Genomic DNA, 12,853 nt, shown 5'->3' on the forward strand with positions numbered 1-12,853 from the left:
GTCCATGAGGTTAGCCCTGCGCGGATCGAACGTGGACCCCGACACGCGCGCAGAGGGTCAGACCGCCACGAGACATCGGGCACGCACGCTCCTACACTCACGCCATGCGTATCGATGGATTCCGTCCGGATCGGGCCGAACGGGGCGGCCCGGCGAGCGGCGGTGGCCGCCGACCACCGCGGCGGGAGCGGCGTGGGCGGGGTCTGCGCACCCCGTTGTTGCCGACCACGGTCCCCGCGTGGCGCAGCAAGTCCGACGAATTCGACGCCGTCGCACTCGAGGCGTTTGCCGAGATCGACCGACGCTGGCACGACGAGCTGATCGGTCTCGACATTTCGGTCGACGACATCCCGCGCATGTTGCCGCGCGATCCCGAGACGGTGGCGTGGCCCGATGAGGTCACCGCCGACGGCGCGGTTCCACTCGCACGACTCATCCCGGCAGGGGTGGACGTCCACGGACAACCGACTCGCGCACAGATCATCCTGTTCCGTCGACCACTGGAAAGTCGCGCCCGCCGGGACACGGAGTTAATCGATCTGGTTCACGAGGTGCTCGTCCAGCAGGTGGCCACTCACCTCGGCGTCGACGAGGACACCATCGACCGAGGGCTCGATTGATCGGCGCGACCCCGTAGTCGGCGAGGACTCGTAATCGGCGCGGACTCCGTCCGCGCGTACTCACCGGAGCGGGTTGGGTAGTTCACCACCACCGCGTCGGGCGCGCCTCGTCTGCACGACGAGGAGCGAGCTTGCGAGCGATGTGACGAGAGGAAGACGTGGTGTGCTCAGCCCGGTGAGCATGCGACGGCGGAGCCGGCGCCAACAAGCACCGAGCCGTCGCAATCAAACAATTCCGCGCTTGAGGCGTCGTCGTTCGCGTTCGGAGAGGCCGCCCCAGATCCCGAAACGTTCGTCGTTGCCGAGGGCATATTCCAGGCATTCCGCTTTGACCTCGCATCCGGAGCAGATGCGTTTGGCCTCGCGGGTGGAGCCGCCCTTCTCCGGGAAGAAGGCTTCGGGGTCGGTCTGGGCACAGAGTGCGCGTTCCTGCCACTGTTCCTCGACGTTGTCGAAGAGATCGTCAAAGTCGTTGGGCACCAACGAGAGATGACGACGCGGCCCGGATTCATCGGCCGGGGCGACGTCACGCACGGGGCTCAGGTACGACTCGTCCACCGGACCGAGCGAGTGATACAACCCGTCGTCGTCGGTCTCACTGGCGGGTCGCGAAAGGTCTTGTGGTTCAAGGGGATTGCCGATCGGATTGTCGAATACCATCGCCGGCGCCTCCTGCCTGGGAAGTTGTTCTTCTTCTGCTTGTTCGCGCCACGGCGTCACTGCCGCGTCACCCCATCCACCGAATTCATCATCTGTCGTTCGTCACCACGTGCCAGGCGTTCGGCCTGGGACCCCCATTTCGCGAGTGCCGCCAGAGCGATCATCGGATCGAACACCCGATCGAAACTGCCTCTCGTTCAGCAATTCTCGATCTCGAACCGAAAATGACACTGATGTGATTACACACGCTGGCGACCACTCCGGTCAAGCCGAGTGGAAAATCTTCTTCATACCACCGGTTCTCCGAAACGCGAGTTACGACACGTTCGGCATGGGTTTCGTCACCAATCTCACACATCGTGGCGACCCCACCACACGATCCCGTTGGGGTCGTGAGCCTGCACCCGCGGATCACCACGGGCCGTATAGGTCTACCCGAACGTATACGCCCACCCGATGGCGGGGTACGGGTCGCCGACGCGATCACTACAGTGGATCGCTGTGAAGGTGACCGTTCTCGTCGGTGGCGTCGGTGGCGCACGTTTCCTGCTCGGCGTCCGCGAGCTCCTCGGGCCGACGCCGTTTCCCCCGGCGGCCGACCCGGGCGAGGCCGCTCCGGAGGCCTCCGCCCATGAGATCACCGCGATCGTCAACGTCGGCGATGACGCATGGATGCACGGGGTGCGCATCTGTCCCGATCTGGACACGTGCATGTACACCCTGGGCGGCGGTATCGACACCGAGCGCGGATGGGGGCGCCGCGACGAGACCTGGAATGCCAAGGACGAGCTCGCGGCCTATGGTGCGGACCCGGATTGGTTCGGTCTCGGCGACCGTGACCTGGCAACGCATCTGATCCGGACGCAGATGCTGGCGGCCGGTTACCCGCTCTCCGATGTCACTGCGGCCCTGTGCAAACGGTGGCAACCCGGGGTGCGTCTGTTGCCGGCGACCGATGACCGGCACGAGACCCACGTCCGGGTGGCCGCACCGGGTGGCACCGGACCCGACGATCAGATCGCCATCCATTTCGAGGAGTGGTGGGTTCGCTATCGGGCGAAGATCCCGACCTTCGGGTTCGCGACCCTCGGGCACGACGACACCCGGGCGGCGCCGGGTGTGCTGGATGCGATCACCGATGCCGACGTCGTGATCCTGGCGCCGAGCAACCCCGTCGTCAGCATCGGGATGATCCTGACCGTCCCGGGGGTGCGCAGCGCCCTGCGCACCACCTCGGCCCCGGTGGTCGGGGTGTCTCCGGTGATCGACAACCGGCCCCTGCGGGGCATGGCCGATGAGTGCCTCTCGGTGATCGGGGTCGAGACCTCGGCGGAGGCCATCGCCGCGCACTACGGACCGCGCAGCGGCAACGGGCTTCTCGACGGCTGGTTGATCGCCGACGGCGACGACGCGGCGGTCGAGGGGATCTCGATCGGGTCGGCGCCGCTGCTGATGAGCGATCCGATCACGACCGCACACATGGTGCGGGCGGCGTGCGCGCTGGTCGGCGTCGACACCCCGGCGGTGCGCGGATGACCACACGCGACCACCGGGCGAGCGGGGCCATCTCGATCCAGCCGGTCACCGGTCTGCGCGAGTTCGGCCCGCATTCCGACCTCGCCGCCGAGATCCTGACTGCCGCACCATGGTTGACCAACGGTGATGTCGTCGTGGTGACGAGCAAGGTGTTCTCCAAGATCGAGGGACGGATGGTGGTGGCACCCACCGACCCCGAGGAGCGGGATGCGTTGCGGCGCCGTCTCGTCGAACAGGAATCGGTCCGGGTGATCGCGCGCAAGAACCGCACCCTGATCACCGAGAACCGACTCGGCCTGGTTCAGGCGGCCTCGGGCATCGACGGGTCGAACGTGCCGACCGATTCCTTGGCGCTGCTGCCGGAGGATCCGGATGCCAGTGCCCGGCGATTGCGGGAGGCGTTGGGCGCCCGCGGGTTCGACGTCGCGGTGATCGTCACCGACACCATGGGGCGGGCGTGGCGGACCGGGCAGACCGACGTCGCGATCGGGTCGTCGGGCATCGCGGTCAGCCATCCGTATGAGGGCGGCGTCGACTCCTACGGCAACCCCCTCCTGGTGACCGACATCGCGGTCGCCGACGAGATCGCCGCGGCCGCCGATCTGGTCAAGGGCAAACTGGCGGGTGTTCCGGTGGCGGTGGTGCGCGGCCTGAGCGTCACCGACGACGGGTCGGCCGCCACCGACCTGATCCGGCCGATCGCCGAGGATCTCTTCCACCTCGGCACCGCCGAGGCCATCGAGCAGGGGCGCCGTGAGGCACTGCTGACCCGACGGTCGGTGCGGTCGTTCGACACGCGCGCGGTGTCACCCGAGGACATCCGTGCCGCCTGTGCCGACGCGCTGACCGCGCCGGCGCCGCACCACACCCATCCGGTGCGGTTCGTGTGGTTGCGCGATCCGGCACGGCGCACCGCCCTGTTGGAGGCGATGACGCGGCGGTGGCGGTCGGATCTGACCGCCGATGACAAGACCCCCGATTCCATCGAGGCCCGACTCCGGCGCGGCCGGATCCTCTACGACGCGCCAGAACTGGTGATCCCGTTCCTCGTCGCCGACGGCGCGCACGAGTATCCCGACCCGCGTCGCAACGAGTGCGAGCACACCATGTTCACCGTCGCCGCCGGAGGTGCGGTCAACGCCTTGCTGGTGGCGTTGTCGGTGCGCGGCCTCGGCAGTTGCTGGGTCGGTTCGACCATCTTCGCCGCCGACGTCGTGCGCGATGCCCTCGATCTCGGTTCGTCGTGGGAACCGTTGGGCGCCATCGCGATCGGCCATCCCACCGAGGAACTGTCGGTGCGCTCACCCGCGCCGGTCGACGAGTGGCTGGTGGAACTGTGAGTGCCGCGTCGTTGCATGCGTCGGCGGTGGAATTGCTGAGCGGATGGTCGGCCCCCGACGCCGCGCAGGATGCCCTGCGGCACACCTATCTGGCTTTCCTGGCCGCCACCGACGACGCCTGTCTGCGGGCCTGCGCGGCCGGTCATCTGACGGCGTCGGCGATCGTCTTCGACGCCGCGCGTGAGCACGTGCTGCTGACACTGCATCCGCGCGTGGGGAAATGGGTTCAGCTCGGCGGTCATTGCGAACCCGACGACGAGTCCGTCACCGCGGCGGCCCGACGCGAGGCGCGCGAGGAGTCCGGGATCGGCGACCTGGAGATCACCGGTGGGCTCGTCGCGCTGCACACTCACCCGATCACCTGCTCGCTCGGCGTGCCGACCCGCCACCTCGACATGCAGTTCGCGGTAGTCACCGCACCGACCGCGACGGGCGCCCCGCCGCCGATCGAGTGCAGTTCCGAATCGGTCGACCTGCGCTGGTGGCCGGTCGACGCACTACCCGACGCCGTCGACGACGTGACCGTGCCGGCATTGATCGGCGCTGCGCTGAGGCACTGAACCGCTGAGGCACTGAACCACTGAGGCACTGAACCACAGCGCCCGGACGCGCCTAGACGCGGATGTTCTTGCCGACGGTGACGACGCCGCCGGCGCTGACCGCATACTTCGCGCGATCGGCCTCGAGGTCGACGCCGAGTTGTTCACCCTCACCCACGACGACGTTCTTGTCGAGGATCGCGTGACGCACGACTGCGCCCTTGCCGATCCGCACGCCCGGCATCAGCACGCTGCCCTCCACCACCGCGCCGTCCTCGATCATGACGTTGGCCGAGAGCACCGATGTGGACACCGACGCGGCCGAGACGATACAACCGGCCCCGACCACCGAGTCCTGGGCGTGGCCGCCCTGAACGAACTTGGCGGGCGGCAGATGCAGCGTCTCGCCGCGAATCGGCCATCGCCGGTTGTAGAGGTTGAACACGGGGTGGACCGACACCAGATCCATGTGGGCGTCGTAGAAGGCGTCGAGGGTACCGACGTCGCGCCAGTACCCCTTGTCGCGTTCGGTGGCTCCGGGGACCTCGTTGTCGGCGAAGTCGTACACGTAGGCGCTGCCCTGCGAGACGAAGGCGGGGATGATGTCGCCGCCCATGTCGTGATCGGAGTCGGAGTCGGCGGCATCGGCACGGATGGCCTCGACGAGCGCCTCGGTGGTGAACACGTAGTTGCCCATCGACGCGAAAGTGACCTCCGGATCGTCGGGCGTCCCGGGAGGATCCGACGGCTTCTCGAGGAACCGGGTGATCAACCCCGAATCGTCGGAATCGATGCAGCCGAAGGCGGTCGCCTCCGCGCGCGGAACGCGGATGCCCGCAACGGTCACGTCGGCACCGGAATCGATGTGGGCCTCGACCATCTGCGACGGATCCATCCGGTACACGTGGTCGGCGCCAAAGACCACGATGTACTCGGGCTGCTCGTCGTGGATGAGGTTCATCGACTGGAAGATCGCATCGGCACTGCCGGTGTACCAGCGCGGCCCGAGCCGCTGCTGGGCGGGAACCGGCGTGATGTATTCGCCGTGAAATCCCGATGACCACCAGGTCTGGCTGATGTGGCGGTCGAGCGAATGCGACTTGTATTGCGTCAGAACGCAAATGCGTTCGTAACCGGCGTTGACCAGGTTGGACAGGACGAAGTCGATCAACCGGTACGCGCCGCCGAACGGAACCGCCGGTTTCGCACGGTCCATCGTCAGGGGGTACAGGCGTTTTCCCTCACCGCCGGCGAGGACGATTCCGAGCACATGCGGCTGTGATCTCACACTCACAAACTTAACCGTCAACACCCGCCCCGGCCAGATGAACACACCACCTCGTCGGTGTGAGCTTGCGGGCGCACCGACGACTTGGCGCACTTCGATGGCGAAGAGCCGTCGCGGGCACTAGCGTCTCTAGCCATGCGGGTGGCGATGATGACACGGGAGTATCCGCCCGAGGTCTACGGTGGGGCCGGTGTCCATGTGACCGAGTTGGTCAGGCATCTACGCGATCTCGTCGACGTGGACGTGCACTGCATGGGCGCCCCCCGCGACACCGCCGAGGTCTACTCCCCCGACCCCGGACTGGCCGGCGCGAACGCCGCGATCACCACGTTGTCGGCGGATCTGCGGATGACCGTCGGGGCCGCCGGAGCCGACCTGGTGCACTCCCACACCTGGTACACCGGGCTCGCCGGGCACCTGGCCGGTGCGCTCTACGACGTGCCACATGTGCTGACCGCACACTCACTGGAGCCGATGCGGCCGTGGAAGGCCGAACAACTCGGCGGCGGGTACCGGGTGTCGAGTTGGGTCGAACGCAACGCCGTTGAATATGCCGATGCGGTGATCGCCGTCAGCACCGGAATGGCGGGCGATGTCTGCGCCACCTATCCGCGCCTCGATCCGGAGCGAGTTCACGTGGTGCGCAACGGAATCGACACGACGCAGTGGTATCCGGTGGACGACCCCTTCGGTCCAGAGTCCACCCTGACCGCACTCGGTGTCGACCCAAACCGTCCGATCGTGGCCTTCGTCGGGCGCATCACCCGGCAGAAGGGTGTCGCCCACCTCGTCGCCGCCGCCCATCATTTTGATCCCGAGATCCAGCTGATCCTGTGTGCCGGCGCCCCGGACACCCCGGAGATCGGCGCCGAGGTCGAGGCCGCGGTGTCGGCGTTGTCGGAGTCACGCGACGGCGTGTACTGGATCCGGGAGATGCTGCCCCATCCGCGTATCCGCGAAATACTGACCGCAGCAACGGTTTTCGTATGCCCATCGGTGTACGAGCCACTGGGAATCGTCAATCTCGAGGCAATGGCGTGCTCGACGGCGGTGGTGGCGTCGGCGGTCGGCGGCATCCCCGAGGTGGTCGTCGACGCCGTGACCGGGGTGCTGGTCCCCTATGACCCGGCGGACCCGGTCGCCTTCGAGCGCGGACTGGCCGACGGCGTCAACACCGTGAGCGCAGATCCGGCGTCGGCGGCTGCCATGGGCCGTGCCGGGCGGGAACGTGCGGCCACCGAATTCTCCTGGGCGACGATCGCCGAGCAGACGCTGGGGGTCTATCGGGCCGCCGCGCGGTAGCCGTCGAATTCTCCGGACCACCATCGCCGTCATCACCGGCCAACGGTCCGCGGCCGGCACACGGTGATCGTGACCGCGCACGTCACCTCGATCGGCCCACCGGCCTGCGCCACCCACTGTGCCGCGAGTTCGTCGATGTGCGCGCGTGGGTGATGAAACGCCGACGGCCCCATCGCCACCAGATCGGCGATGACGGGTGCGTCGACGACGACGGCCGATCGCACCGACCGACGCCCGAGGATCTCGAAATCCGGTTCCATCGCCGCCTCGATCCGGGTGTCCTTGTCCGGCGCGACATTCAGCATGCCCATCGGCGCGATGAGTTCGTGCAGGTGGTCGGCCTGCGGGGAGACGATCACCAGGTGACCGTCGGGTGTGAGCACCCGTGCGGTCGCCGTCGCATTGCGGGGCGCGAACACCGACAGGGCCAGTGTCGCGGTGGCATCGCCCATCGGGATCGACCGCCACACGTCGGCGACGACGACGACTGCGGCGGGGCGCTCCCGCATGACCGCGCGGGCACAGTATTTCGACAGATCGAACACCACTCCGCGCGCGTCCGGGAGCCTGCGCAGACACGCCCGCAGATACACCCCCGGCCCGCCTCCGAGATCGACGAGGACCGGCGAGGGTTCCGGCCCGACGAGGTCAGCGACCACGTCGGCGGTGGCCGCGACGACGGCGTCGAGGACACCGGCCTCATGCACGCGCAGTCGTGCGGCGACCATGTCGGCGGTGTCGGCACGGAGAGCGCCGGATTTCCCATCCAGCAGAGAGACGTAACCCTGACGGGCGATGTCGAAAGAATGACGCCGATCGCAGCGCAGTGCGCTGCGATCGGCCATCAGTTCCAGCGGCCCGGTACAAACCGGGCATCGGAAGGACGCAACCATCTCGGCCAGGGCCGAGATGCGGTCGGGCCCGGTCAGCCGGTGACCCCGCGCAACTCCTCACCGAGTGCGGCGGCCTCGTCGGCGGTCAGTTCGACCACCAGACGTCCACCACCCTCGATCGGAATGCGAACGACGATCCCACGTCCTTCCTTGGCCGCCTCGAGGGGCCCATCCCCAGTCCGTGGCTTCATCGCCGCCATTCTCAAACTCCCTTCAGAGTTCTGTGTCGCCGAGTGCATCCGGCAACCACGACGATCGACTCTCGGCCGGTCATGGTGGCTGCCGCCACAGTCATGATACGTGGCCGCGTGGGCCGGACCGCGCGGAGGCGGCCCGTGTGTCAGGGTTCGGGCACGTCATCGGCGTCGGGGGTGATCGTGTCGGCGTCGGTCGGCGCCGCGGCGGGGCCGGTGACCGGCTGCACCGGAGCGCTGTCGGTGGCGGCAGGTGCGGCGTCATCGGCCTCGTGCCGCCCGAGAATCCCCGCCGAGGGGTACCCGACCGAGACCGTGTCACGCGCATCCTGCAGCTGTTGAACCAACGCACGCAGATCGTCGATCTCGTCGGCCAGCCGCGCCAGCGCCCAGTCGACCTCACTCTGCTTGTAGCCACGCACGGTGAGCGCGAAGGTGAGCGCACGAACGTCGTATCCGTGGATCCCGTTGCGTGGCAGACGCGTCAGCGTGGCCGAGTCGTCGATCGGCGGCAGATCTTCGCCGCGGCCGAAGACGAACCAGACCACGGCGAAGATGACGGCCACCACGACAGCCATGATCAGCAGGTACAGCAAGAGGGTCTGCATCACACCATCGTGTCAGACCGGCGGGTGGGAGCCGCCCCGCGACCGGCGGATCAGGAGGCGATCTCCTCGCCGTCGGAGTCGATGTCGACCGCGCGCAGCGTCTTCATCGGCGGACGGTCCTCGAGGTACACCTCGGTGGTGTGCGGGGTGAAGGTGCCGTCGGGTTCGGCGGTGAACTGTGTGAGTCCGACCCCGGAGTCCTCGATGCCGCATCGTCGCATCAGCGTGCCGACGATCTGCCGGCTCATCACGCCGAGTTCGATGAGCGGACGATTCCGGTGTGTGCGGACCCCGAGATTGACCTGACCGATCCCGTTGAGTCCGTATCGATCGTAGGTGTCGATCAGCAGGCCGATCTCCACGCCGTAGCCCGGTGCGAACGGTACCGACGACAGCATTTCGCGGGTGCCGGCGTACTCGCCGCCCAGCGGCTGCAGGACGGCGGTCAGCTCGGGCTTCTGCGAGGCCAGCAGCGGACGGGCGACGAGTTCGGTGACGCGGCCGCCACCGTTGGCGTCTTGGGTTCCACCGGTTCGCAGCGGGCGCCGGTAGTACCCCTTGACCAGCTGGATGTCGGGGTTGACCAGCAGCGGTCCGAGCATCTTCGGCACGAACATCGGGTCCGGGTCGATGAGGTCGGAATCGACGAAGGCGATGATGTCGCCGGTGGCCACGGCGATCGAGCGCCACAGCACCTCACCCTTGCCCCGGACGGGTTCGAGTTCGGGCACCGCCTCCTCGCGGCTGATCACCTGCGCGCCGGCCATCGTGGCGCGTTCGGCGGTGGCATCGGTGGACCCGGAGTCCAGCACGATCAGTTCGTCGACCAGCGTGCCCACCAGCGGGCGGATGGTCGCGATGACGTCGGCGACCGTCTCCTCCTCGTTCAGTGCGGGCAGCACCACCGACACGGTGCGACCGTCCTTGGCCTCGACGAGTTCCTCGACGGTCCAGTCCGGTTTCTCCCACGTGTGCGTGGTCGACCACCCGCTCCGGGCGTCGGAGGTGTCGGCGGACGCGGGCCACATCGCCGCCTTGTCGCGGCCGGTGGAACCGGACGTGGTGCGTCCGGCGATCGTTCGACGATTCTGGGTTCGACGTACCTTCTTGGTCATGCGAGTCCCCTGACTGCTCTGGCTGGAGGCCGTGTGCCCGCTATCGCGGCGACCATGTCGACCACACGTCGGGTGGCGGCGACCTCGTGGACGCGGAAGATCCGTGCGCCGTGTTCGGCGCTCAGAGCCGTGGCCGCGAGTGTGCCCTCCACCCGATGTGCGAGATCCACACCCAGAGTCTCCCCCACGAAATCCTTGTTGCTCAGTGCCATCAGCACTGGCCAGCCGCTCTTAACAAGATCTTTTACGTGGCGTAACAAGGCCAGACCGTGGTGAGTGTTTTTGCCAAAATCGTGTGTCGGGTCGATCACGATCGAGTCTCGGGCCACCCCGGCGGCCTCGGCGCGGCGTGCCGCGGAGGTCACCGCGTCGAGCACGTCGGCCACCACCGCGTCCACCGAATCGCCGTATCCGACCCGGTGCGGGCGGGTACGGACCACCGCGCCACCGGTGTGCGAGCAGACGATGCCCGCGCCGCGGGCCGCGGCGACCGACACCAGATCGGGGTCGGCTCCGGCCCACGTGTCGTTGATGAGGTCGGCTCCCACCGCGCATGCGGCATCGGCGACCTCCGAACGCCAGGTGTCGACGCTGATCAGCAGATCCGGGTACCGGCAGCGGATCCAGTCGATCATCGGCACCACGCGCGCCGCTTCGGTGGCGGCATCGACCTCCTCGCCCGGTCCGGCCTTCACCCCGCCGATGTCGACGATGTCGGCGCCCTCGGCGACCACCTGGTCGATCCGCGCCTGCGCCGCCGCGTCGGAGAAGCTCGCGCCGCGGTCGTAGAAGGAGTCCGGTGTGCGGTTGACGATGGCCATCACCAGCGCACGGTCAACGGCGACCGGGCGCCCGCACAAGGTCTGTCCATACATGCCGACAGCCTACGGAGAGTGCAGTTGCACGCGGTCGCCGCGTCGTCCCGGTGAGGTCGCGTCAGCCCTTGGGTGCCTTGGCCGCGGCGACATCGTCCGGGTAGGACTCGTAGAACTCGACGTAGCCCTTGTCCCGGCCGGCGAGCACGTAGAGCGGGTCATCGCCCGGCTTGGAGTACCCCTCCTCACGCAGCTCCACCTTCCGGTTCTTGAAGGTGGAGGTCGCCTCCAGCGCGCCGACGATCCGGACGAACAGCGGCATCGCGTAGCTCGGCAGGGCGTCGTAGAGATGTTTGGCCAACTGTGCGCCGTCGAAGCTCTCGCCCTCGCGGATCGTGATCGCCGCCATCCCCGCCTTGCCGTCGGCACCCGGGACCTCGACCCCGAAGACCACCGACTGGGCCACCATCGGACTTCCGTCGAGGCCCGCCTCGACCTCGGTGGTGGCGACATTCTCGCCCTTCCAGCGGAAGGTGTCGCCGAGACGATCGACGAAGGCGATGTGACTGAAGCCCTGATCGCGGACGAGATCGCCGGAGTTGAACCACGCATCGCCGTCCTTGAAGGCGTCGCGGACGATCTTCTTCTCGGTCTCGGCCGGATCGGTGTAGCCGTCGATCGGGACCCGGTCGTTGATGCCGGACAGCAGCAGGCCGGTACCGCCGCGCCCGACCTTGGTCAACCGTCCCTTGTCGTTGCGTTTGGGCTTGCCGTCCTCGTCGTATTCGACGATCGCGTAGGGCAGCGGGCAGAAGCTGGCCGTGCGGCTCGCGCTGAAGGCGTTGACGAAGACCAGGTTGAGTTCGCTGGCGCCGTAGAACTCGACGATCCGGTCGATGCCGAAACGGTCGCGGAACTCGTCCCAGATGTCCGGTCGCATGCCGTTGCCGACGACCAGCCGAACGCCGTGGGTCCGGTCGGTGGGCTTCTCCGGTTGCGCCAGCAGATAGCGGCACAGTTCGCCGATGTAGCAGAACGCGGTGGCACGATTGAGGATGACGTCGTCCCAGAACTTCGACGCCGAGAACTGCTTGCCGATGGCAATGCAGGCCCCCGCCGCGAGGACCGAGGACAGCGACACCGACAGGGCGTTGTTGTGATAGAGCGGCAGCGGCACATACATGGTGTCGCTGGCGCGCAGTCGGACCGCGAGTCCGCCGATTCCCGACAGGCTCGCCAACCAGCGGTTGTGGCTCATCACGCTGGCCTTGGGCATCCCGGTGGTGCCGGAGGTGAAGATGTAGAACGCCTCGGTGGAGGCGGGCAGCGTGGCGGTGACCTCGGGATCGGTCTCCGGCTTGCCCGTCGTCTCCTCGTCGAGGTCGGCGAAGGTCAGGACGTGGTCGGGCAGCGCCGAGTCCGCGATCGATTCGAAGGCCTCGGCGCAGTCGGGATCGTGGATGAGCACCCGCGCCCCGAGCAGGTTCATGCTGTGTTCGAGGACCGAGCCGCGCTGGTTGTAGTTCAGCATCCCGGCGACGGCGCCGAGTTTGACGGTGGCGAGCATGATCAGCAGGTCGGTGGCCGAGTTCTTGGCCAGGATGGCGACCACGTCACCGGTCTTCACACCCTTGTCGGCGAGGACCGCCGCGTACCGATTGACCGTGCGGTTGGCCTCACCGTAGGTGGTGGTCTTGCCGCCGAAGCGGACGAACGGCCGGTCGGGGTGGCTGCTCGCATGATTCTGGAAGATCGACCCGATCGTACGTTTGGCATCCGGGGGCCGCCGGATCAGTCCGGGCGCATGCTTGATCATCTGATGGGCCCGCGGCGCCATCTTCAGGACGCCTTTGACCAGATCTGAGACTCCGACGACCGATGGGGTGTCGTGGGACGACATTCGAGGTTCTCGCTCTCCGTGGACGACGACGGTGTTTCGCGGG

13 protein-coding genes are annotated in these 12,853 nt (G+C 67.6%); 5 read left to right on the top strand and 8 right to left on the bottom strand.

What is annotated here, in order from left to right; all coding sequences use genetic code 11:
- Positions 1 to 104: 104 nt before the first annotated feature.
- A complete protein-coding gene (locus ACWETB_RS13920; protein ID WP_449743068.1) occupies positions 105 to 620 on the top strand; it encodes a metallopeptidase family protein in 516 nt (171 codons plus the stop codon).
- A 225-nt stretch (positions 621 to 845) separates the two neighbouring features.
- Here ACWETB_RS13920 and ACWETB_RS13925 read toward each other — a convergent pair whose 3' ends face one another.
- Entirely contained in the window at positions 846 to 1,103 is a 258-nt protein-coding gene (locus tag ACWETB_RS13925) for a WhiB family transcriptional regulator (RefSeq protein ID WP_348807262.1), read from the bottom strand.
- A 678-nt stretch (positions 1,104 to 1,781) separates the two neighbouring features.
- Here ACWETB_RS13925 and cofD point away from each other — a divergent pair.
- Genes cofD through ACWETB_RS13940 form a run of 3 tightly spaced genes read left to right on the top strand, consistent with a single transcriptional unit; the run spans position 1,782 to position 4,716 of the window.
- A complete protein-coding gene (cofD, locus tag ACWETB_RS13930) occupies positions 1,782 to 2,816 on the top strand; it encodes a 2-phospho-L-lactate transferase (RefSeq protein WP_348807248.1) in 1,035 nt (344 codons plus the stop codon).
- The gene (locus ACWETB_RS13935; protein ID WP_452211709.1) at positions 2,813 to 4,156 is read left to right on the top strand and encodes a coenzyme F420-0:L-glutamate ligase; all 1,344 of its coding nucleotides are present in this window, start codon (positions 2,813 to 2,815) and stop codon (positions 4,154 to 4,156) included. The genes cofD and ACWETB_RS13935 overlap by 4 nt, the downstream gene beginning before the upstream one ends.
- Entirely contained in the window at positions 4,153 to 4,716 is a 564-nt protein-coding gene (locus ACWETB_RS13940; RefSeq protein ID WP_452211711.1) for an NUDIX domain-containing protein, read from the top strand. Before ACWETB_RS13935 ends, ACWETB_RS13940 begins: the two co-directional genes overlap by 4 nt.
- A gap of 52 nt (positions 4,717 to 4,768) precedes the next feature.
- Here the strand turns inward: ACWETB_RS13940 and glgC are convergent, their stop codons facing one another.
- Positions 4,769 to 5,983, bottom strand: coding sequence for a glucose-1-phosphate adenylyltransferase (glgC, locus tag ACWETB_RS13945; protein WP_348807245.1), 1,215 nt, complete (start codon positions 5,981 to 5,983; stop codon positions 4,769 to 4,771).
- Between the two features lie 135 nt (positions 5,984 to 6,118).
- Between glgC and glgA the strand changes: the two genes are divergently transcribed.
- Positions 6,119 to 7,285 carry a glycogen synthase gene (gene glgA / locus ACWETB_RS13950; RefSeq protein ID WP_449743072.1) on the top strand — a complete coding sequence of 389 codons (1,167 nt, stop codon included), beginning with the start codon at positions 6,119 to 6,121 and terminating at the stop codon, positions 7,283 to 7,285.
- Between the two features lie 32 nt (positions 7,286 to 7,317).
- On the opposite strand, the gene ACWETB_RS13955 is transcribed toward glgA, so the two are convergent.
- From ACWETB_RS13955 to ACWETB_RS13980, 6 genes are all read right to left on the bottom strand, one after another.
- The gene (locus tag ACWETB_RS13955) at positions 7,318 to 8,178 is read right to left on the bottom strand and encodes a putative RNA methyltransferase (protein ID WP_452211713.1); all 861 of its coding nucleotides are present in this window, start codon (positions 8,176 to 8,178) and stop codon (positions 7,318 to 7,320) included.
- A gap of 32 nt (positions 8,179 to 8,210) precedes the next feature.
- Complete coding sequence (locus tag ACWETB_RS13960) at positions 8,211 to 8,378, bottom strand: DUF3117 domain-containing protein (RefSeq protein ID WP_004019232.1); 168 nt, start codon at positions 8,376 to 8,378, stop codon at positions 8,211 to 8,213.
- Positions 8,379 to 8,518: 140 nt separating this feature from the next.
- Positions 8,519 to 8,980, bottom strand: a complete 462-nt coding sequence (locus tag ACWETB_RS13965) for a DivIVA domain-containing protein (RefSeq protein ID WP_348807242.1) — start codon at positions 8,978 to 8,980, stop codon at positions 8,519 to 8,521.
- 50 nt (positions 8,981 to 9,030) lie between these two features.
- Positions 9,031 to 10,095: a glucosyl-3-phosphoglycerate synthase gene (locus tag ACWETB_RS13970; RefSeq protein WP_348807241.1), complete on the bottom strand. Its 1,065-nt coding sequence runs from the start codon at positions 10,093 to 10,095 to the stop codon at positions 9,031 to 9,033.
- Positions 10,092 to 10,970, bottom strand: a complete 879-nt coding sequence (gene folP, locus ACWETB_RS13975; RefSeq protein ID WP_452211716.1) for a dihydropteroate synthase — start codon at positions 10,968 to 10,970, stop codon at positions 10,092 to 10,094. Before folP ends, ACWETB_RS13970 begins: the two co-directional genes overlap by 4 nt.
- Before the next feature lie 61 nt (positions 10,971 to 11,031).
- Positions 11,032 to 12,810, bottom strand: coding sequence for a long-chain-acyl-CoA synthetase (locus ACWETB_RS13980; RefSeq protein ID WP_452211718.1), 1,779 nt, complete (start codon positions 12,808 to 12,810; stop codon positions 11,032 to 11,034).
- Positions 12,811 to 12,853: the final 43 nt, after the last annotated feature.

This window comes from Gordonia sp. NPDC003950 (assembly GCF_053605205.1).